The organism is Micromonospora radicis (assembly GCF_003583405.1).
Lineage (GTDB): Bacteria > Actinomycetota > Actinomycetes > Mycobacteriales > Micromonosporaceae > Micromonospora > Micromonospora radicis.
On the sequence record NZ_QXEC01000002.1, the window covers coordinates 270,081 to 289,602 of the forward strand.

General features: G+C 73.3%; 22 protein-coding genes. 12 read left to right on the forward strand and 10 right to left on the reverse strand.

Annotated elements, in window-relative coordinates:
- Positions 1–315: an STAS domain-containing protein gene (locus D2L64_RS03880; protein ID WP_199714390.1), complete on the reverse strand. Its 315-nt coding sequence runs from the start codon at positions 313–315 to the stop codon at positions 1–3.
- A gap of 94 nt (positions 316–409) precedes the next feature.
- Between D2L64_RS03880 and map the strand changes: the two genes are divergently transcribed.
- Positions 410–1,267 (forward strand): type I methionyl aminopeptidase, encoded by an 858-nt coding sequence (map, locus tag D2L64_RS03885; protein WP_119573190.1) that lies wholly within the window; start codon positions 410–412, stop codon positions 1,265–1,267.
- Positions 1,264–1,977, forward strand: a complete 714-nt coding sequence (locus D2L64_RS03890; RefSeq protein WP_119573192.1) for a VIT1/CCC1 transporter family protein — start codon at positions 1,264–1,266, stop codon at positions 1,975–1,977. The genes map and D2L64_RS03890 overlap by 4 nt, the downstream gene beginning before the upstream one ends.
- Positions 1,978–2,021: 44 nt before the next feature.
- Here the strand turns inward: D2L64_RS03890 and D2L64_RS03895 are convergent, their stop codons facing one another.
- The 8 genes from D2L64_RS03895 to D2L64_RS03925 form a co-directional block, all read right to left on the reverse strand.
- Complete coding sequence (locus tag D2L64_RS03895) at positions 2,022–2,741, reverse strand: nucleotidyltransferase domain-containing protein (protein WP_199714391.1); 720 nt, start codon at positions 2,739–2,741, stop codon at positions 2,022–2,024.
- 151 nt (positions 2,742–2,892) lie between these two features.
- Positions 2,893–3,051 carry a hypothetical protein gene (locus D2L64_RS27785; RefSeq protein WP_233558744.1) on the reverse strand — a complete coding sequence of 53 codons (159 nt, stop codon included), beginning with the start codon at positions 3,049–3,051 and terminating at the stop codon, positions 2,893–2,895.
- A gap of 311 nt (positions 3,052–3,362) precedes the next feature.
- Positions 3,363–3,878: a nitroreductase/quinone reductase family protein gene (locus D2L64_RS03900; protein WP_119573196.1), complete on the reverse strand. Its 516-nt coding sequence runs from the start codon at positions 3,876–3,878 to the stop codon at positions 3,363–3,365.
- A gap of 20 nt (positions 3,879–3,898) precedes the next feature.
- The gene (locus D2L64_RS03905) at positions 3,899–6,628 is read right to left on the reverse strand and encodes an ABC transporter permease (protein ID WP_233558745.1); all 2,730 of its coding nucleotides are present in this window, start codon (positions 6,626–6,628) and stop codon (positions 3,899–3,901) included.
- Positions 6,625–7,329 carry an ABC transporter ATP-binding protein gene (locus D2L64_RS03910; RefSeq protein ID WP_119573461.1) on the reverse strand — a complete coding sequence of 235 codons (705 nt, stop codon included), beginning with the start codon at positions 7,327–7,329 and terminating at the stop codon, positions 6,625–6,627. Before D2L64_RS03910 ends, D2L64_RS03905 begins: the two co-directional genes overlap by 4 nt.
- 110 nt (positions 7,330–7,439) lie before the next feature.
- The gene (locus D2L64_RS03915) at positions 7,440–8,021 is read right to left on the reverse strand and encodes a PadR family transcriptional regulator (protein ID WP_119573198.1); all 582 of its coding nucleotides are present in this window, start codon (positions 8,019–8,021) and stop codon (positions 7,440–7,442) included.
- Positions 8,022–8,109: 88 nt separating this feature from the next.
- Entirely contained in the window at positions 8,110–8,538 is a 429-nt protein-coding gene (locus D2L64_RS03920) for a ferritin-like domain-containing protein (RefSeq protein ID WP_119573200.1), read from the reverse strand.
- Positions 8,535–8,999 (reverse strand): hypothetical protein, encoded by a 465-nt coding sequence (locus D2L64_RS03925; RefSeq protein ID WP_119573202.1) that lies wholly within the window; start codon positions 8,997–8,999, stop codon positions 8,535–8,537. The genes D2L64_RS03920 and D2L64_RS03925 overlap by 4 nt, the downstream gene beginning before the upstream one ends.
- A gap of 223 nt (positions 9,000–9,222) precedes the next feature.
- Here D2L64_RS03925 and rimP point away from each other — a divergent pair, with 223 nt between their 5' ends.
- From rimP to D2L64_RS03975, 10 genes are all read left to right on the forward strand, one after another.
- Positions 9,223–9,876: a ribosome maturation factor RimP gene (gene rimP, locus D2L64_RS03930; protein WP_119573204.1), complete on the forward strand. Its 654-nt coding sequence runs from the start codon at positions 9,223–9,225 to the stop codon at positions 9,874–9,876.
- Positions 9,873–10,916 (forward strand): transcription termination factor NusA, encoded by a 1,044-nt coding sequence (gene nusA, locus D2L64_RS03935; RefSeq protein ID WP_119573206.1) that lies wholly within the window; start codon positions 9,873–9,875, stop codon positions 10,914–10,916. The genes rimP and nusA overlap by 4 nt, the downstream gene beginning before the upstream one ends.
- A 16-nt stretch (positions 10,917–10,932) precedes the next feature.
- The gene (locus D2L64_RS03940) at positions 10,933–11,241 is read left to right on the forward strand and encodes a YlxR family protein (protein ID WP_233558746.1); all 309 of its coding nucleotides are present in this window, start codon (positions 10,933–10,935) and stop codon (positions 11,239–11,241) included.
- Between the two features lie 115 nt (positions 11,242–11,356).
- Positions 11,357–14,347: a translation initiation factor IF-2 gene (gene infB / locus D2L64_RS03945; RefSeq protein ID WP_119573208.1), complete on the forward strand. Its 2,991-nt coding sequence runs from the start codon at positions 11,357–11,359 to the stop codon at positions 14,345–14,347.
- A gap of 89 nt (positions 14,348–14,436) precedes the next feature.
- Positions 14,437–14,730, forward strand: a complete 294-nt coding sequence (locus D2L64_RS03950; RefSeq protein ID WP_119573209.1) for a DUF503 domain-containing protein — start codon at positions 14,437–14,439, stop codon at positions 14,728–14,730.
- A gap of 144 nt (positions 14,731–14,874) precedes the next feature.
- A complete protein-coding gene (gene rbfA, locus D2L64_RS03955) occupies positions 14,875–15,378 on the forward strand; it encodes a 30S ribosome-binding factor RbfA (RefSeq protein WP_119573211.1) in 504 nt (167 codons plus the stop codon).
- 29 nt (positions 15,379–15,407) lie between these two features.
- A complete protein-coding gene (locus tag D2L64_RS03960; RefSeq protein ID WP_119573462.1) occupies positions 15,408–16,496 on the forward strand; it encodes a DHH family phosphoesterase in 1,089 nt (362 codons plus the stop codon).
- 64 nt (positions 16,497–16,560) lie between these two features.
- Positions 16,561–16,968, forward strand: coding sequence for a hypothetical protein (locus D2L64_RS03965; RefSeq protein WP_119573463.1), 408 nt, complete (start codon positions 16,561–16,563; stop codon positions 16,966–16,968).
- Entirely contained in the window at positions 16,968–17,177 is a 210-nt protein-coding gene (locus D2L64_RS03970) for a DUF6186 family protein (protein ID WP_199714404.1), read from the forward strand. The genes D2L64_RS03965 and D2L64_RS03970 overlap by 1 nt, the downstream gene beginning before the upstream one ends.
- 565 nt (positions 17,178–17,742) lie before the next feature.
- Complete coding sequence (locus D2L64_RS03975) at positions 17,743–19,092, forward strand: MATE family efflux transporter (protein ID WP_119573215.1); 1,350 nt, start codon at positions 17,743–17,745, stop codon at positions 19,090–19,092.
- Here the strand turns inward: D2L64_RS03975 and D2L64_RS03980 are convergent, their stop codons facing one another.
- The gene (locus D2L64_RS03980) at positions 19,093–19,407 is read right to left on the reverse strand and encodes a hypothetical protein (protein ID WP_233558747.1); all 315 of its coding nucleotides are present in this window, start codon (positions 19,405–19,407) and stop codon (positions 19,093–19,095) included.
- Positions 19,408–19,522 lie beyond the last annotated feature (115 nt).

The window sequence follows — 19,522 nt, forward strand, 5'->3', positions numbered from 1 at the left end:
TCAGGCCGGTCGCAGCCAGGGCTGCCCGCCCAGGCCGGCGATCTGGAGCACCCGGCTGACCTGCCGGGACGGCAGCACGGTCAGGGCCTGCGGGTAGTGGCCGGCGAGCCGGACCACCGCGTGGATGGCCGCCGAGTCGAAGAAGGTGACCGCGCGCAGGTCGAGCGTCACCCGGGCGGCCGGCTCGCGCAGCGCGGCCTGGAGCATCGTGTCGGCGGTCGCCATGTCGACCTCGCCGGTGACCACCACGCGGAGGTGATCACCGTCGGTCTCCGCGACGGCGGAGAAGACGGGAGGTGCGCCCCCTTGATCCACGCTGACACCTTGACACAGTGCTCCTGGTGGGGCAACAACCCGGTGCCCGGGACGGTGGTACGGGTCACCGGTGGGCCGGCGATAGGCTGGTGGCATGACCGTCCGTGCGCCGCTGACCCCCGGCACGCTCTCCCCGTGGCGGCCGGTGCCCGCCCACATCGCCCGACCCGAGTACGTCGGTAAGAAGGCACCCCGCCCGTGGCAGGGGTCGCACGTGCAGTCGCCGGAGACCATCGAGCGGATGCGGGTCGCCGGTCGGATCGCCGCCCAGGCGGTGCAGCTCGCCGGTGAGCACTGCAAGCCCGGGGTGACCACCGACGAGATCGACCGGGTGGTGCACGAGTTCCTGGTGGACCACGACGCCTACCCGTCGACGCTCGGCTACCGGGGCTTCCCGAAGTCCTGCTGCACCAGCCTCAACGAGGTGATCTGCCACGGCATCCCGGATTCCACCGTGCTGGCCGACGGCGACATCATCAACGTCGACGTCACCGCGTACATCGGCGGGGTGCACGGCGACACCGACGCGACCTTCTGCGTCGGCGCGGTCGACGAGGACGCCCGACTGCTGGTCGAGCGGACCCACGAGGCGATGATGCGGGGCATCCGCGCGGTCGCCCCGGGGCGCCAGATCAACGTGATCGGCCGGGTCATCGAGTCGTACGCGAAGCGGTTCGGCTACGGGGTGGTGCGCGACTTCACCGGCCACGGCATCGGGGAGGCCTTCCACAGCGGCCTCTACGTGCCGCACTACGACAGCCCCCGACCCACCGACGTGATGGAACCGGGCATGACCTTCACCATCGAGCCCATGATCACTCTCGGCACCCACCAGTACGACATGTGGGACGACGGCTGGACCGTGGTCACCAAGGACCGGAAGTGGACCGCCCAGTTCGAGCACACGGTGCTGGTGACCGAGGCCGGCCACGAGATCCTGACGCTGCCGTGACCGAGGCTCCGGCGATGCCCCGGGAGTCGCACCACGCGGACGTGTCCGGCGGCTGGCTGCGGCCGGCCGTGTTCGGCGCGATGGACGGCCTGGTCACCAACATCGCCCTGATCGCGGGCGTGGGTGGCGGCGGGGTGTCACCTCGCAACATCGTGCTGACCGGCAGCGCCGGTCTGGTCGCCGGTGCGATCTCGATGGCGCTCGGCGAGTACACCAGCGTCCGCTCGGCCAACGAGCAGATCGCCGCCGAGGTGGCCAAGGAACGGCGTGAGCTGGAACGCAACCCCGAGGGCGAGGCGGCGGAACTCGCCGAGATCTGGATGGCCCGGGGCCTGCCGGCGGATCTCGCCCGCCAACTGGCCGAGGCGCTGCGCCAGCACCCGGAACAGGCCCTGCGGGTGCACGTCCAGGAGGAGTTGGGCGTCAACCCCGACGAGCAGCCGAACCCGTGGACGGCGGCCATCTCGTCGTTCCTCTGCTTCTCGGTCGGTGCGCTGGTGCCGCTGCTGCCGTACCTGCTCGGTGCGACCAGCCTGGCGCTGGCCCTGGCGGTGGGCGGACTCGGCCTCTTCGTGGCCGGCGCGGTCGTCTCGCGCTTCACCAACCGCCGCTGGTGGACCGGTGGCCTGCGCCAACTGCTGCTGGGCGCCGCCGCCGCGGCGGCGACCTACGTGATCGGTGCCCTGATCGGAGTCCAGGGCGGGCTCTGACCGGGCAGTCTCCCCGGGCGGCCCGGGCAGTGTCCCTCCGGGGGTCAGCCGGCGAGCAGGTCGTCGACGGTGCCGTCGACGGGGCGGCCCCGGGCGGCCAGTTCGGTGGCCTGGCCGGTCAGCACCGCGCCCACCGCGGTCATGTCCGCGCCGGCCAGTCCGGTTCGTCGGACCGCGTCACCGGGGTCGCGGAAGTAGGTGCGTCCGAGTAGTCCTTGCACTGTGGCCGCGGCCAGCCGGGCCTCGCCGAGCATCAGCAGCGCCTGGTCGGTCTCGTACCATTCGGCCAGTCGGGCGGCGCGGGCCAGCGCGCCGCTGCCCCGGTACCACGCAGTGCGGGCGGCCGCGCTGAACTCCGCCGGCCGGGCCCGGGCCAACCGGCCGAGGTGTTCGTCGCGCAGCGTGCGCAGCCAGCCCGTCGGGTCGTGCAACGACCGGGTGGTCACGAACCGGTCCGCGGTCAGCGGCCAGCGTGAGGTCAGCTGGCGGGCCTGGCGCAGCCGCTCCGCGGCGTCGACCACGGTCAGGCCGACCAGGATGCCGTCGACCCGGCGGGTCGACGACGGTGGACCGGTGCTCGGCCGGTAGGTGACCACCAGCAACCCGACCTCGCCGTCGCCACCACCGTCGTCGTCACCGTGTGCCAACGGACCGTGCACGGCCAGCGCGAGCACGTCGGCCGGAAACCGCCGACGGATCGCCTCGGCGACCCGTTCGGCCAGCTGCCAGCGTGGATCGTCCGGGTGCTCTGCGACCTCGTCCATGCCGACCATCCCGCGTAAGCGTCACCGGCGGCGCGCCGTCGCCGGGAGCGACGGTCCGGTCACCACACCCTAGACGAGTAAGTCCGAAGTCTGGTCAGTGGTCGTAGGGGATCAGGGACCTGGTGGTGGGCTGGCCGGTGGTCCGGTTGTGCTAGATCGCGGCGGTCTTCGCGAGGAGGCGTTGCGCGATGCGTGCCGCGACGCCTTCGATGGACAACCTGGGTGGCCGCCCGGGCCGACGTTGCCGCCCGAGCCAGTGGTCGATCTTCACGTACAGTGCGGTCAGAAGGGTGTTGAGGTCGGTCGTCACAAACTGATCCTCAACGCCCTTCGTCTATCTCCACCACTCAGGGGTGTTAGGACTTACTCGTCTAGCCGGCGACGCAGTTCGGCTGGCCGGAGGCAGACCCGTGGGTAGGCGTGATTTCACCCTGAAATTTTGATTTCACCGTGAAATCAACGCTCTGAAGGTAACCCTCTCCCGGGGCTGCCAGCCACGGCGCCAGCGCGGATCATCCAATGCTGTCTATCGATCACCGACCCGCCGCACCCGACTTCGAGACACGACTAGCTAGACCTTCGCTGCGCCCGCAGCCCCGCCCCGAGTTAGGACTTACTCGTCTAGGGCTGGCGGGCTCGGCTGTCCGGCCCGTCCGAATCCCCGGGCGCGCCGCGCTCCGCCGGCACCAGTCGGAAGATCCGGATCTCCCGCCCGCCGGCCCGTTCGACGTACGCCTGGTAGGCCGGCCACTCGTCGAGCAGCAGTCGCCACAGCCGGTCCCGTTCGGCGCCGGTGGCCAACTCGCCGCGTACCGGCACCCGGCGGCCCGCCACGTCCACCTCGGCAGCCGGTTGGGCGCGCAGGTTGAGCGCCCAGGCCGGCTGGTGGGGCTGTCCCCAGTTGGAGCCGATCACCACGTACGCGTCCCCGTCGGGCACGTACAGCAGGGGATTGCTGCGGGGCTTGCCGGACTTGCGGCCGGTGGTGGTGATCACTAGCGACGGCACCAGCCCGAGCGCGACGACCCGTCCCCGGGTCAGCCGCCCGACGGCCCGGTCGACGGGCACGAGCAGGCGCATGGCGGCGCCGAACCACCGGTATCGACCGACCCGGCGGGTGAGGGGTGTCAGGAACATCCGCACAGTCTGTCGCACCGTCAGTCCAGTCGGCGTTCCACCGGCAGCCGGGATCGGGTGAACAGCGCCGCGCCGAGCATCGCGATCAGCGGCACCGCGACCAGCACGCCGAGGGTCAACCAGGGCACGACCAGCGGATAGGGCGGTTCGATCGGCCAGGCGGCCGCGTACCGCTGGTTGGTGAAGATCAGGACGATCACCGCCGCGCCCAGGCCGGCGACGATGCCCAGCGCCGAGCCGAGTACGGCGATCACGCCGGCCTGGCAGAGCGAGAGCAGCCGGCGTACCCCCGGACTGGCGCCGACGGCGGCGAGGGTGGACAGGTCGGCGCGGCCCTCGGCCGCGGCCAGGCCGGTGGCGATGCCCGCGGCACCCACCGTGACCACCGCGGACACCCCGGCGAGCAGGAGCAGCATCGGGGCGGTGTCGCCGAAGCCGCGCCGGTCCGAGAACTCGACGCCCAGCGACCCGAGTGGGCGGATCGCGGCGGCGAAGGCGCTCTCCTGCCTCCGTTCGATGGCGCTGTCGGTCTGGATCGCCCAGCCGATGTGTTCGCTCACCAACCCGAGCCGGTCGGCCGCGGCCCGGGACAGCAGCAGCCACTCACCGCCGAGTTCGCTGTCCAGCGCGTGGCCGGGTACGTCCAGGGTGTCCGTACGCTCCGCGACGTCGCCGTGGCCGCGCTCGACGCGCAGTTCCAGTCGGCCGTCCACCACGTAGCGCGGGTCGGTCAGCACCGCCCCACCGGCCCGCAGCACGGCGGTGGCGGCGGCGGTCTCGTCCGGCGTCGCTCCGGTGAGGACCGGCAGCGCCGCACCGTCGTCGACGGCCACCCGGAAGTACGGACCGTGGTAGTCCTCGGGTGACCCCTGGCAGCGCCGGTCGGCCCGGGCCCGGAGTTGGTCGGTCGTACTCAGTGGTTCGCTCGCCCGCCACGGACAGGCCCGTTCGGCCGGCAGGGTCGCGGTGACCAGGCAGTTGGCCAGCTCCGGGGCGCAGCCGGCCCAGACCAGCGGGGCGATCGTCCGGGCGCCGAGGTGTTCGCGGGCGGGCTCGGCGATCTCCTCGGGCGCGGGCGGCGGGCCGTCGTCGGGTTCGCCGAAGGTGGTGACCAGCACCGTGCTGTCGGGCAGGTTGGGCCGGTACAGCACGTCGCTGCGGGCCTGTTCGCTGGCGAGCAGGAGGCCGAGCGCGACGCTGGCGGCGACCGCGGCCATCACCGCGGAGATGGCCGGCGCCGCCGAGGACCGGTTGCGGCTGGCGTCGCGGACCGCGATGCGGGGCGCCAGCGGGAGGAACCGGCCGACTCGGGCCACCAACCCCACCAGGGTCGGCGTGGCGAAGACCAGGCCGAGTTCGCCGAGCAGCAACCCGGTCAGGATGACCGACTGGGAGGTGAGCACCGCGCCGAGCGCGGCGATGCCGGCGCCACCGGTGGCCAGCAGCCCGCCGACGACCAGCCACCGGCGGGAGGGCGTCGGTGGGGTCCGCCGGCCGGCCAGCCCGGCCATCACGTCCTGCCGGGCGGCCATCCACGCCGGTGCCAGGGCGGCGAGCACCCCGGCCAGCACCGCGACCAGCGCGATCACCACGAGGGCCGCGGGCCAGACGCGGTACCCGCCGAAGCGGTACCCGAAGACGAACTCCTCGACCAGCGGCCGGCCGGCGAAGGCCACCGCCACCCCGAGCGCGATCCCGATGGCGGCGCCGACGACGCCCAGCACCACCCCGTCGGCGAGGACCACCCGGCGCAGCATGGCGGCGTCGCCACCGGCCACCGCGACCAGCGCGAGATCCCGCCGCCGACGCCGTACCCCGACGGCGAAGGCCGGCCCGACCAGCAACACCACCTCGAGCAGGCCGAGCCCGGCGATCAGCACCCCGACGCCGAGCCCCTCGTCCGCGACCAGGCCCGGGCTCGCCTCGTCGATGATCGTGTTCGGCGGCGGCTCGGTCGACCGGGCCGCCACCACCACACCCTCCTCGTTGAGCTGCGCGAAGAGTTCGCTGGTGAGCGGGCCGGGCAGGTCGACCAGGAACGCCGGCTCGGGGTACGGCTCGCTCGGCGGCGCACCGCTCGGATGCAGGATCACCGCCGGGCTCAGCTGGTCCGGGAACTCGCCGAGGCCGACCACCGTCCAGCCGCGGGCGTCGTCCGCGGCGGCGATCCGGTCGCCGATGCCGACGTCGAGCGAGCGCCCGGCGGCCAGGTTCACCACGATCTCGTCGGCGGCGGCCGGTGCCCGACCCGCGTGGATCCGGGCCAGCCCGTCGGCGAGCGGATCGGTGAGGTCGACCACGGAGGCGGAGAGGTCGTCGCGGACCCGGTCGCCGTCCCGGGCGGAGAACGGCAGCCAGCGCAGCACCGGCAGGATCCGACTGCCGGCCGGTAGCAGGGCGGCCACCTGCTCCACGGTGGCCGGACTCGGCATCGGCTCGGAGTCGTCCGACGCCCAGCTGGTGCCGTCGTTGCTCTGTGTCACCGGCGTCCGGGCCACCACCCGCAGTTCGGCGTCCGCGCCGGCGAGCCGCCGATCCAGGTGTTCGGCGGGGGTCAGCTGGGACATGTCCGTGCTGGCCGCGAGGAAGCTGAGCGCCAGCACCGGCAGGATGATCATCGCGAGCACCAGTGCGGTACGCCCGCGAGCCCGCGTCGCCTCCCGGCGGGCGATTCGCAGTGCGGCCCGCCACGACCCGACCAGCTCGACGCCGCGTGTCCTGCCCCGTCGCCGCCGGTCGTCGCGGCTCACCGGCCGCTGCCGGAGAGCAGTGCCTCGACGCCGGCCAGCGGGGCGGTCGAGTCGACCGCCACGCCGTCGCGCAGGAACACCACCCGGTCGGCCCAGCCGGCGTGGCGGGCCTCGTGGGTGACCAGCACTCCGGCGGCGCCCGCGTCGACCCGGCGGCGCAGCAGGCGCAGTACCGCCTCGCCGGTCTGCGAGTCGAGCGCGCCCGTCGGCTCGTCGGCGAGGACCAGGCGTCGCTCGCCGACCAGCGCCCGGGCGATCGCCACCCGTTGCTGCTGCCCGCCGGAGAGCTGGTCGGGGAATCGGTCGCCCAGCTCGGACATGCCCACCTCGGTCAGCGCGTCCAGCGCGAGCCGGCGGGCCCGGCGGACGCCCGTGCCGTCCAGTTCCAGGGGCAGCGCGACGTTCTCCACCGCGGTCAGGCTGCCGATCAGGTTGAGGTGCTGGAAGATGTAGCCGATCCGGCGACGGCGCAGCCGGGCCAGGCCGTTGCGGTCCAACGTGTGCAGGGACTGCCCCTCGACGTGCACCTCACCGCTGGTCGGGCGGTCCAGGCCACCGGCGAGGGCGAGCAGGCTGGACTTGCCGGAGCCGGAGGGGCCCATCACGGCGACCAACTCGCCAGGGCGTACGGTCAGGCTCACCCCACGCAGGGCGGGTACGGCGGCCGGTCCGGTGCCGTGCGTGCGGTGCACCGCACGCAGTTCGAGTACGGCCTCGCGGGGCGCGTCGAGCGGGCCGTGCCCGCCCGGTCCGGCATCCGGGTCAGGAACGTCCGGACCGGGGAGCGCCGGCACGGATCCGCTGGCCGCACTCACCGTCGTGCCTCCTCACCGCTGAGACCCACCGCCTCGGAGCTGGGCGCCGGGCCGTTGGCCGGGGGGCGGTGCCGCACCAGGCTGGTCTCGCAGTGGTCGAGCCAGCGCACCTCGGCCTCGGCCTGGAACATCATCGCGTCCAGTACCAGCCGCCAGGGTAGGTCCTCGGGGCGGTCGCTCGCGTACTTCAGCCGGGTCAACTCCTGCAGGGCGCGCATGGTGGCGGTGCGTTGGGTCTGCACCACCGTCCGGACGTCCACGCCGGGGGTGGTCAGCGCCAGGGCCAGCTTGATCGCCAGCTCGTCGCGGGGACGGTCGGTCCGGCTGATCGGGGTGGCGAACCAGAGGGCCAGGTCCGCCCGTCCGGCGTCGGTGATCTCGTACGGCCGCTGTCCGGCCTCGCTCTCCGGCAGCGGACGCACCAGACCGTCCCGTTCCAGCCGGGAGAGCGTCGTGTATACCTGCCCGATGTTCAGCGGCCAGGTCGATCCGGTCGACTCCTCGAACGCGGCGCGCAGCTGGTAGCCGTACATCTGGCCGCGTTCGAGCAACGCGAGCAGACCGTGGCGGATGGACATGGAACCGGAGTATGCATACCTGGTATGCCTTCCGCAACCGGAGGGCGCCCACCGCCGCGTCTCCGGTCCCGGGCGGGCAGTTGTTGGATCAGCTCGGGCGGCCCGGAAAGGCCACGGTCAGCGGGGCGATCCCGGCACTGCGCCGCCAGCGGGTCGCCCGCACCGCGTAGTCGATCAGGGCGGTCAGCGCCCGGTCCCGTTCCGCCCCCGCGCTGGCCGGCAGCACCGCCCGCCAGAACACCGCCGTCCGCTCCTCGACCTGCACCGCGAGCCGCAGGGCGCTGGCCCGGTCGGTCACCGGGAAGGGCAGCGCGTACCCGGGCCGGTCCGGCGGGACGGTGCCGCCGCCGGTGCTCAACTGCACCACGAGGGCGTCGCGGCGCGCCCGGTGGGCCGCCTCCGCCTCGACTGCGGCCTTGCGTTCGGCCTCGGCGAGGCGTACCCCGATCGGGCCGTACGCCCAGATCGCGGCGTACTCGGCGGTCAGCGCCGCGGCCAGGGCCGACTCGGCGTTCATCGCAGGGCCTCCAGGTGCGTAGCCCGGGCGGCGGCGATCGAACCGAGCAGCGCGGCCCGGTCCTCGGGTGCCGCGGCGCAGGCCGCGGTGGCCGAGTCCCGGCCCGCGCGTTCGGCCTTGCGCAGCGCCGCCAGGGTGGCGGCGCGGTCGGCCGGCGGTGTGCCGGGGGGTGTTCCGGTCGGATCGTCGGGGGTGACGGTCGTCGACGGCAGGGCGGCGCCGATCAGCTGGGCGAGTTCGGCGGCGTGTGCCTCGTGTGCCTCGGCCAGCGGGGTGAGCCGGCCGGCGAGGTCGGGTTGGGCGGTGGCGGCGGCGCGCAGCCCGGCCGCGAGCCGCAGCGCCTCGTCGAACAGCGGGGTGAGCGGATCGGGACGTGGGGGCTCCTCCCGGTCGAGCAGGTCACAGCCGGTCAGGGGCACGCTGGCACCGCCGAGCGTCAGCAGCGCGCCGGCCCGCAGCACCGCGCGTCGGGAGAGCAGGTGGGACGATCCGTCCCGCCGAGTCGTTGAGCCCATCGCCACCGGACAAGTCAACACCATCGCGGCGGCCGGCGTACGGCGGTGGCGTCGGTGCGCCGCCCGGGCCCTCCTCGGGCCGGCGCGTTACGCTCTGCGCAGCCACCGGCGCGTCCGCACCGGTGGCGTGCCGGCATGGTGGCCGGCGAGCAGTGGAGGGGTCCGACAGATGACGCAGCGTGGCCGTGCCACCAGAACGGCGGGGAGACCCCGCGGCGGCCCGGCGCCACGAGGCGGCCAGGGCCCCCGTGGCGACCTCGCTGCCCGGCGGGAGCGGCTACGCGCGGTGATCGCACCGGTGGTCGACGGCGCCGGCTACGACCTGGAGGACCTGTCCGTTTCCCGGGCCGGTCGCCGGCACGTGGTGCGGGTGATCGTGGACGCCGACGGCGGCGTGAACCTGGACGCGGTGGCGGACGTCTCCCGCGCGGTGTCGGCGGCGCTGGACGCGGCCGAGGAGTCCGGCGGCGACATCGTCGCCGGTGAGTACCAGCTGGAGGTCAGCTCCCCCGGGGTGGACCGTCCGCTGACGCTGCCCCGACACTGGCGGCGCAACGTCGGCCGGCTGGTCCGGGTGACCGTCCGGGGCGAGTCGGTGGCCGGCGCCCGGGCGGCGGGTGACCGGCAGGTCACCGGCCGGGTGGTCGGCGCGGACGACGAGCGCGTGGCGCTGGAGATCGACACCGAGCGGCTGGAGTTGCCCTACGCCGAGCTGGGGCCGGGTCGGGTGCAGGTCGAGTTCAGCCGCCTCGACGAGCTGCCCGAATCAGAAGACGACGACGATGACGACGACGATGACGATGTGGAGGACGAGGAGAGGTGAACATCGACCTCGCGGCGCTGCGCGCACTCGAGCGCGAGCGGGAGATCCCGTTCGACACGATCCTCGCGGCGATCGAGACCGCGCTGCTGACCGCGTACCGGCACACCGAGGGGGCGCAGCAGCACGCCCGGGTGGAGATCGACCGCAAGAGCGGCGCGGCGCTGGTCTACGCCCAGGAGTTGGACCCGGAGGGGACCGTCGAGCGGGAGTGGGACGACACCCCGCACGACTTCGGCCGGATCGCCGCCATGACCGCCAAGCAGGTGATCCTGCAGCGGCTGCGGGAGGCGACCGACGAGGCGCACTTCGGTGAGTACGTCGGTCGGGACGGCGATCTGGTGACCGGCGTGGTGCAGGCCCACGAGGCGCGGGCGGAGAAGGGCATCGTCACCGTCGACCTGGGCAAGCTCGAGGGCGTGTTGCCGCAGTCCGAGCAGGTGCCCGGTGAGCGGTACACGCACGGTGAGCGGATCCGGTGCGTGGTGGTGCACGTGGCCAAGGGCATGCGCGGCCCGCAGATCACGCTGTCGCGTACGCATCCGAACCTGGTGAAGAAGCTCTTCGCCCTGGAGGTGCCGGAGATCGCCGACGGTACGGTCGAGATCGGTGCGATCGCACGTGAGGCAGGTCACCGTACGAAGATCGCGGTCCGCTCCACCGCGCCCGGCGTCAACGCCAAGGGCGCCTGCATCGGCCCGATGGGGCAGCGGGTGCGGGCGGTGATGAGCGAACTGCACGGCGAGAAGATCGACATCATCGACTGGTCGGACGATCCGGCCACCTTCGTCGGCAACGCGCTCTCGCCGGCCAAGGCCCTGCGGGTCGAGGTGGTCGACCTGGCGAGCCGGGCGGCGCGGGTGACCGTGCCCGACTTCCAGTTGTCGCTCGCGATCGGGCGGGAGGGGCAGAATGCCCGGCTTGCCGCCCGGTTGACCGGTTGGCGGATCGACATCCGGTCGGATGCGGAACAGACCGCCGCCTCCGGTCGGGCCGGTGCCGATCAGGTCCGGGAGCCGGGCGGCGCGGTCTCGGGTAGCTAGGGGTAGACTTCCAGCGGTGGTACGACGCGCGCAGCCGGAGCGCACCTGTGTGGGTTGCCGACGGCGTGCGCCGGCCAGTGAACTACTGCGGATCGTCGCGGTCGACGAGGGGGCTGGCTACAGCCTCCGACCCGATCCGGCCCGCAGCCTGCCGGGTCGGGGAGCGAACATGCACCCGGATCCGGCCTGCTTCGCGCAGGCAGTGCGGCGTCGAGCCTTCGGGCGGGCGCTGCGCCTCGCCGGGGTTCCGGGTGACGGAGCCCTCGCGGAGTACCTGACGCGTCAACCACCACGTCCGGTCACCCGACCGGACGAGGGTCGCTAGCAAGGTAGGACGACCGACATGAGCACACGATGAAGTCCCAGAAATGACCAGGCTTCAAGTGCACGAGTGAGGTCGCTGCGGGTGCTGCCCGCACGACCTCGGAGTGAGGAGTGCAGTGGCAGGTAAGGCCCGCGTACACGAGCTTGCAAAGGAGCTCGGGGTCGAAAGCAAGACCGTTCTCGCCAAGCTGAAGGAAATGGGCGAGTTCGTGAAGTCCGCGTCGAGCACCGTCGAGGCGCCGGTCGCCCGGCGGCTGCGAGGCGCCTTCGTCTCCGGTGGCTCCGGTGCCGCCCCGACGGCTCCGCCGTCGGCCGCACCGGCTCCGGCGGCACCGACCCCGTCGCCGACCTCCGGCGAGCCCCGGATCACCGCCAAGCCGACGCCGCCCCGGCGTCCGGCGATGCCCGGGCCCAAGCCGAAGGCCCCGGTGCCCGGCCCGCCGCCGTCGGCGGCCCCGGTCGCCAAGCCGGCGAGTGCTCATGACATCGAGGTGGCCGCCGCCGAGGCGCGTGCGGCCGCGCTGAAGGCTGAGCAGGAGGCCGCGGTCAAGGCCGCGCAGGCCGCCCGCCAGCAGCAGCGGGAGAACGTCCGCCGGGAGCCCCCGGCCGATGGGGGCGCCCGTCCGGGCCCTCGTCCGGGGCCCGGCAACATGCCGCCCCGGCCGGGTTCCCCGGCAGCCCGCCCCAGCGGGCCCGCTCCCGGGCCCGGTGGTCGGCAGGGGCGTCCGCCGGCGCGGGGCGCCGGTAACAACCCGTTCGGCATTCAGGGCAGCCAGCAGCAGCGGCCGCCGGCCGCCGGTGCCGGTGGTCCGCGGCCGAGCCCGGCTTCGATGCCGCCGCGGCCCAGCCCGGCCTCGATGCCGCCGCGGCCGAGTCCGGCTTCGATGCCGAGCCAGCGGCCCGGTCGTCCGGGTGGTCCCGGTGCCGGTCGCCCCGGTGGCGGTGGCGGTGCCGGCCGTCCGGGTGGCGGCGGTGGCGGTGGCTACCGTGGCGGCCCCGGTGGTGGCGGCGGTGGCGGTGGCTACCGTGGCGGCCCCGGTGGCGGTGGTGGCGGCGCGGGCGGTGGCTACCGTGGCGGTCCCGGTGGCGGTGGTGGCGGCGCGGGCGGCGGTTTCCGCCCGGGTGCGCCGGCCGGTGGCGGCGGTCGTCCGGGTGGCGGCGGTCGTGGCCGTGGCGGCGGCGCCGCGGGTGCCTTCGGGCGTCCGGGTGGCAAGCCGACGCGTGGTCGCAAGTCCAAGAAGCAGCGCAGACAGGAGTTCGACAACCTGTCGGCCCCGACCATGAGCTCGGGTGCTCCCCGGGGTCAGGGGCAGACGGTTCGACTCTCCCGTGGCGCCTCGCTGTCGGACTTCGCCGACAAGATCAACGCCAACCCGGGTTCGCTGGTCCAGGAGATGTTCAACCTGGGCGAGATGGTCACCGCGACCCAGTCCTGCTCTGACGACACCCTGTTGCTGCTGGGTGAGCACCTCGGCTTCAACGTGCAGATCGTCAGCCCGGAGGACGAGGACCGCGAGCTGCTCGCGCAGTTCAACATCGACCTCGACGCCGAGGTCGCGGAGGACCGCCTGGTCAGCCGTGCGCCGGTGGTGACCGTCATGGGTCACGTCGACCACGGTAAGACCAAGCTGCTCGACGCGATCCGCAAGGCGAACGTGGTGGCCGGTGAGGCCGGCGGCATCACCCAGCACATCGGCGCGTACCAGGTCCACGTCCCGCACGAGGGCGAGGACCGGGCGGTCACCTTCATCGACACCCCGGGTCACGAGGCGTTCACCGCCATGCGTGCCCGTGGTGCCCAGGTCACCGACATCGTGATCCTGGTGGTGGCGGCCGACGACGGCGTGATGCCGCAGACCATCGAGGCGCTCAACCACGCCAAGGCGGCGGACGTGCCGATCGTGGTCGCGGTCAACAAGGTCGACAAGCCGGAGGCCAACCCGGACAAGGTCCGCCAGCAGCTGACCGAGTACGGCCTGGTCGCCGAGGAGTACGGCGGCGACACCATGTTCGTCAACGTGGCCGCGAAGCCCGGCATCGGCATCGAGGATCTCCTCGAAGCGGTGCTGCTGACCGCCGACGCGTCGCTGGAGCTGACCGCTCCGATCGACGGGCCGGCGCAGGGTGTGGCCATCGAGGCGCACCTGGACAAGGGCCGTGGTGCGGTGGCGACGGTGCTGGTGCAGAAGGGCACCCTGCGGGCGGGCGACTCGATCGTCGCCGGTGGGGCGCACGGCCGGGTCCGGGCGATGCTCGACGAGAACGGCAACCAGGTCACCGAGGCCGGTCCGGCGCGTCCGGTGATGGTCCTCGGTCTGACCGCGGTGCCCGGCGCGGGCGACACCTTCCTCGCCGCGGCGGACGACCGCACGGTGCGGCAGATCGCCGAGCAGCGTCAGGCACGGCGGCGGGCGGCGGCGTTCGCCAACTCCCGTGGCCGGGCCACCCTCGAGACGCTCATGGAGCAGCTCAAGGAGGGCGAGAAGACGTCGCTCAACCTCATCCTCAAGGGTGACGTCTCCGGTTCGGTGGAGGCCCTGGAGGACGCGCTGTTCAACCTCGACATCCCCGAGGAGGTTCAGCTCAAGGTCCTCGACCGGGGCGTCGGCGCGATCACCGAGAGCAACGTCATGCTCGCCAGCGCCTCGTCCGAGCCGGTCACGATCATCGGCTTCAACGTGCGGGCCTCGAACAAGGTCCGCGAGATGGCCGACCGCGAGGGCGTGGAGATCCGGTACTACACCGTCATCTACCAGGCCATCGAGGAGATCGAGGCGGCGCTCAAGGGCCTACTCAAGCCGGAGTTCGAAGAGGTCGAGCTGGGCAGCGCGGAGGTCCGCGAGGTCTTCCGTTCCTCCAAGATCGGCAACATCTCCGGTTGCATCGTCCGGTCGGGCATCATCCGGCGCAACGCGAAGGCGCGCCTGCTGCGCGACGGCACGGTCGTGGCGGACAACCTCACGATCAGCTCGCTCAAGCGGTTCAAGGACGACGCGACGGAGGTCCGCGAGGGCTTCGAGTGTGGTCTGACCCTGGCCGGTTACAACAACGTCCAGGTCGGCGACGTCATCGAGACCTTCGAGATGCGGGAGAAGGTTCGCGCCTGATCCTGCGGTGAGCACAGGTCGAGGGGTTTACGCCGAAAGGCGTAAACCCCTTGATCATGTGGGGTGGTGGGCGGGTAGGGTCCGCAGCGATGTACACCGCAACCGCAGTATTCGACCTGCTGCTGCCGGGCGACTCCCGGTCGCTGAAGGCCAAGAGGTCCTACGTACGGCCGATCGTCGCGGCGCTGCGCCGCTTCGAGGTGTCGGCCGCCGAGGTGGGTGCGCTCGACCTGCACGGGCGCGCGGAGATCGGCGTGGCGGTGGTGGCCGCCGAGCCGGCGCACGCCCGAGAGGTGATCGACTCCTGCGAGCGGCTGGTCGCCGGTCGACCGGAGGTGGAACTGCTGTCGGTGCGTCGTGGGCTGCACGGCGCGGACGACTGACGGCGGTGGTGCTGCCACCCGCCGCCGCCCCGCGCGCCGGCCGTGGCGGCGCGGGTAGGGTTCGAGGTGTTGGGGGCCGGTGTGGCCCGGCGACGTGGACGTCGTCGGTCCTGGCCGGTAGCGGTACGCCGTGGAGGTGGCGAGATGACGGATCCGGCCAAGGTACGCCGGCACGCGGAGCGGGTGCGTGAACTGGTCGCGTCGGTGGTGCGGAGCCAGATCAAGGATCCGCGCCTCGGCATGATCACCATCACCGACGCCCGGATCACCGCCGACCTGCGCGACGCCACGGTCTTCTACACCGTGCTCGGCGACGCGGCGGCCCAGGCGGGTACCGCCGCCGCGCTGGACAGCGCCAAGGGCATGCTGCGGAGCACGGTCGGCAAGGCGCTCGGTCTGCGCCACTCGCCGACCCTGACCTTCGTGCTGGACGACGTGCAGGACCAGGTCAAGCACATCGACGACCTGCTCGCCGCGGCGCGCAACGCCGACGCGGAGGTACAGCGACTGGCGGCCAAGGCGGAGTACGCGGGCGACGCCCAGCCGTACCGGCTGGAGGACGACGAGGACGCCGACGAGGCCGAGGGTGACGAGGTCGAGGCCGCCGACGGTGCCGGCGACGAGGCCCGGGGCGGGGAACGGCGGTGACCGCCTCCTCGGGCGGTGCCCTGACCGAGGTGGATCCCGCCGCGGCGCCGCGCCGCCCGGTCGGCGGTACCGGCCCGGCGCCGGTCACGGCGGGCCCGACCGAGGCCGACTGGGACGCGGCGGTGGCGGCCGTACGCCGGCTGGCACCCGAGGGCCGGGTGTTGCTGATCTGCCACGTCAACCCGGACGGGGACGCGCTGGGCAGCATGCTGGGCTTCGGGCTCGGCCTGCGCCGGCTGGGCGTACGCCGGCTGCAGGCGACCTTCCCCGGCCCGCCGGAGGTGCCGGAGCCGTTCCGGGAACTGCCCGGGCTGGAGTTGCTGGTGCCGGCGACGGAGGCGGAGCCGGAGCCGGATCTGGTCATCTGCTTCGACGCGGCGAGCGAGTCGCGTCTCGGCGCGCTGGCCGACCGGCTGTCCGGCACCGGGGTCGCGCTGGTGCTCGACCACCACGCCTCCAACACCGGCTTCGGTGACGTCAACCTGGTCGACCCGGTCGCCGCGGCGACCTCGGTGGTCGCCGAGGAGCTGCTGGCCCGGCTCGACGTCCCGCTCGACGCCGGCATCGCCGAGTGCCTGTACGTGGCGCTGAGCACGGACACCGGCTCGTTCCGGTTCGACGCGACCACCCCGGCCGTGCACGAGATGGCGGCCCGCCTGCTGGCCACCGGGATCCGTCCGGGTGACATCTCACGGCGGGTGTTCGACAGCCGGCCGTTCGGCGCGGTGCGGCTCTTCGGCGAGGTGCTCGGCCGGGCCCGGCTGGAGCCGGCCGCCGCCGGTGGGCACGGCCTGGTGTGGACCTACGCGACGCTGGACGACCTGGCCCGGCACGACCAGCGGCCGTACGTGCTGGAGGCGCTCATCGATCCGGTCCGGTGCACCGCCGAGGCCGACGTGAGCTGTGTGGTCAAGCAGACCGGACCGGCCGAGTGGGCGGTGTCGCTACGCAGCAAGGGCGCGGTCGACGTGGCCCGGGTGGCGGACGCGTTGGGCGGCGGTGGGCACCGGCTCGCGGCCGGCTTCACCGGCCGGGGCACCGTCGACGAGGTGGTCGAGCGGATCCGGGTCGAGCTGTCGGCTCCCGCGCCGGACGGCGGTGTCGCCCGGCAGGGGTGAGATCAGGGTCGCCTCCGGGGGTGTTGACGTTTCCCAGCCTGGACCGGACGGGGAGAATCGCATGATGGAGCAACCCCACGAACTCGCCGTCGAGGCACCCCGTACCTGGGAGCGTCCGGTCGTCTGCGTGCCGGTGCTCGTCGCGCTCTCCCTGGTGGGCGGTCGTTTCCCGTCCTTCTCGACGGAGGCGAACCTGTACGTCTTCGGCGCCGGTGGTGTGCTCATCTGGCTCGGTCTGACCAATCGGGTGCCGCGCCGGCCGGCGCCGCAGCGGCTCGCCTCGGGCGCCGTCTGGTGGACGTTGCCGGTGCTGGTCTTCGGGGTCTTCGAGGGGGCCACCTTCTTCGCCGCGGCCGGTGACGACTTCCCCACCTTCTCCCGGCTGGCGGATCCCCTGCTGGAGGACCGGCTGGTGCGTTCCGCCGGTTGGCTGGTCTGGCTGTCGGCGTTCTGGGGACTGGTGCGGCGATGATGCGGACGCTGGCGATCGGTGGATTCCTGGTCGGGCTGGCCCTGTTCGGGCTGGTCGAGTGGCTGGCTCGCCGGGAGGGGTCGCGGATACCGACGCTGGGCGAGGTCTGCGCGTACGTGATGCGGTACGAGGTGGGGCCGGTGCCGGTCGGGCGGATCGGCCTGTTCGGCTTCTGGTGGTGGGTCGGCTGGCATTTCCTGGCCCGTTGACGGCTAGTCGACTCGTCCAGATCGCGGGAACAGCGCGCAGCATGTGGACCTGAACGATAACTTGGGAATCGGCCGGCGCCTTTCTGGTGCAGGTCAAGGGAGGGCGGAGCCATACCCGGCGCCGCTTCCCTCCAGGGTCGATCGACCCGGGCCGCCACGTCGCCCACTCGCCGCTCCGGCGATCCCGGAGGCGGTGTCCGGGCGCTCTCGCCACCCGCCCGTGACGCGCCGCCGCGCTCGGTGGTGCGCGCCCTGGAAGGGGTCCACCATGCCCACCAAGCCCAAGCCCGAGAACACCGACGAGGCCCGTGAGCAGGCTCGCCGCGCCCTGCAGACCTCCATGGACACCCGTCAGTGACCGTACGCGACCGGCGGTGACGTCGAGCCGTCTCGCGCGTACGGCGCCACCGCCGGACAGGTCGCCCGTCGCCGGCTGACCCGCCCCGTGCAACCCGGCCGCTCCCTTCCGCCCGGCTCGCCGCCGGACCGGTGTGGCGCGGGCCGCATCCGGTAAGTACCGTCCTCCCTTGCTGTCCTTACTCATCGCATGCCACGATCAGCGGCGATGAGCCAGCCCACCGTCACCGCCGACCGGGTCGCCTCGCCGCGCCGGATCGCCTCGCTCGCCCTGCCGGCCCTCGTGGTTCTCGCCGCCGAGCCGCTCTACGTCCTGGTCGACACCGCCGTGGTCGGCCACCTGGGTCGGATACCGCTGGCCGCGGTCGCCGTCGGTGGGACGGTGATGACCCTCACCGCCTGGCTGGGCACCGTCGTCGCGTACGGCACGACCGGGCGGGCCGCCCGTCGCTTCGGTGCCGGTGATCGCGCCGCCGCGGTCGCCGAGGGAGTCCAGGCGTCCTGGCTGGCCTTCGGTGTGGGCCTGCTGGTCGTCGTCGGCATGCAGTTCGGCGGTGGCGCGCTGGCCGGCGTACTGGCCGGCGGTGGCGAGGTCGCGGTGGCCGCCGCCGAGTGGCTGCGGATCGCCTCGTTCGGTGCGCCCGGTCTGCTGCTGGCCGCGGCCGGGAACGGCTGGCTGCGCGGCGTGCAGGACACCCGCCGGCCCCTGCTCTTCGTGGTCGGGCCCAACCTGCTCTCCGCGGTGCTCTGCCCGATCCTGGTGTACCCGTTGGGGATGGGCCTGAACGGCTCGGCGGTGGCGAACGTGATCGCGCAGACCCTCTCCGGTGTGCTCTTCGCCGCCGCACTGGTGGCCGAGCGGGTGGCGCTGCGCCCGCGTCCCCGGGTCATCGGCCAGCAGTTGGTGCTCAGCCGGGACCTGCTGATCCGTGGGGTGGCCTTCCAGGCCAGCTTCCTGTCCGCCACGGCGGTCGCCGCCCGGTTCGGCGCCGCCGCGGTGGGCGCCCACCAGATCGCGGTGCAGCTGTGGTTCTTCGCGGCGCTGGTGCTCGACGCGCTGGCCATCGCCGCGCAGGCACTGGTCGGCGCCGCGCTGGGCGCCGACGACGCCCCGGCGGCCCGGGCGCTGGCCCGGCGAATCGGCCGGCTCGGCGTGCTCTGCGGCGCGGCGTTCGCCGCGCTGGCCGCGGCCGGCACCGGCGTGGTGCCGACCTGGTTCAGCTCCGACTCGGCGGTGCACGGGCAGGCGTTGCTGGCCTGGCCCTGGTTCGTGGTGATGCTGCCGCTGGCGGGTGTGGTGTTCGCCCTGGACGGGGTGCTGATCGGCGCCGGGGACATCCGCTACCTGCGCAACCTCACCGTGGCCGGTGCGTTCGGCGGCTTCCTGCCGGCGATCTGGCTGGCCTACGCCTACGACCTCGGGCTCGGCGGCATCTGGGGCGGGCTGCTGCTGTTCGTGGTGATCCGCCTGGTCGGGCTGCTGCTGCGGCTGCGTGGCGGCGCCTGGGCGGTGACCGGCGCGGTCCGTACCGAGCGCACCCCGAGCGGGGTCGCCTGATCAGACCTGGGCGTAGAGGGCGTAGGCGATCGACACCAGAATCATGATTACGAACCAGGAGATCACCATGGCGAGGATCTTTACCGCGTTCGGGTACCGCTGGTAGAGGCGTTCCCGCAGCTGCCACCGGTGCCAGCGGCGGCGGAGCCGCTCGGCGCCGGGCAGCGCGCGGACCGCCTGGCCGATCCGGACCCCGACGGTGCGTCGGGGCGGTGGCGGATTCAGCATCCACTCGGGCAGCGTGCTCGGTGCTCGGGGGGTACGCAGGCCGACCGGTTCCTCGGTCGCCCCGGCGGGTCTGCCGTTCCTGGTCATCGTGGTCTCCCCGTGGTCCGTCGACGCCTCGCCTCGGTCGACGTCGATTCACCCATCGTGACACCCCGTCACCAGCCGAGGAAACCGGTTTCGCCCCCGGCGCTCCTCCGCCGCC

Excerpts from the sequence above, each read along its gene's own strand:
- map (WP_119573190.1), top strand. The coding sequence starts at position 410 with ATGACCGTCCGTGCGCCGCTGACCCCCGGCACGCTCTCCCCGTGGCGG.
- D2L64_RS03895 (WP_199714391.1), bottom strand. The coding sequence starts at position 2,741 with ATGGACGAGGTCGCAGAGCACCCGGACGATCCACGCTGGCAGCTGGCC.
- D2L64_RS03900 (WP_119573196.1), bottom strand. The coding sequence starts at position 3,878 with ATGTTCCTGACACCCCTCACCCGCCGGGTCGGTCGATACCGGTGGTTC.
- D2L64_RS03915 (WP_119573198.1), bottom strand. The coding sequence starts at position 8,021 with ATGTCCATCCGCCACGGTCTGCTCGCGTTGCTCGAACGCGGCCAGATG.
- D2L64_RS03920 (WP_119573200.1), bottom strand. The coding sequence starts at position 8,538 with ATGAACGCCGAGTCGGCCCTGGCCGCGGCGCTGACCGCCGAGTACGCC.
- rimP (WP_119573204.1), top strand. The coding sequence starts at position 9,223 with ATGACGCAGCGTGGCCGTGCCACCAGAACGGCGGGGAGACCCCGCGGC.
- D2L64_RS03950 (WP_119573209.1), top strand. The coding sequence starts at position 14,437 with ATGTACACCGCAACCGCAGTATTCGACCTGCTGCTGCCGGGCGACTCC.
- rbfA (WP_119573211.1), top strand. The coding sequence starts at position 14,875 with ATGACGGATCCGGCCAAGGTACGCCGGCACGCGGAGCGGGTGCGTGAA.
- D2L64_RS03965 (WP_119573463.1), top strand. The coding sequence starts at position 16,561 with ATGGAGCAACCCCACGAACTCGCCGTCGAGGCACCCCGTACCTGGGAG.
- D2L64_RS03970 (WP_199714404.1), top strand. The coding sequence starts at position 16,968 with ATGCGGACGCTGGCGATCGGTGGATTCCTGGTCGGGCTGGCCCTGTTC.
- D2L64_RS03975 (WP_119573215.1), top strand. The coding sequence starts at position 17,743 with ATGAGCCAGCCCACCGTCACCGCCGACCGGGTCGCCTCGCCGCGCCGG.
- D2L64_RS03980 (WP_233558747.1), bottom strand. The coding sequence starts at position 19,407 with ATGACCAGGAACGGCAGACCCGCCGGGGCGACCGAGGAACCGGTCGGC.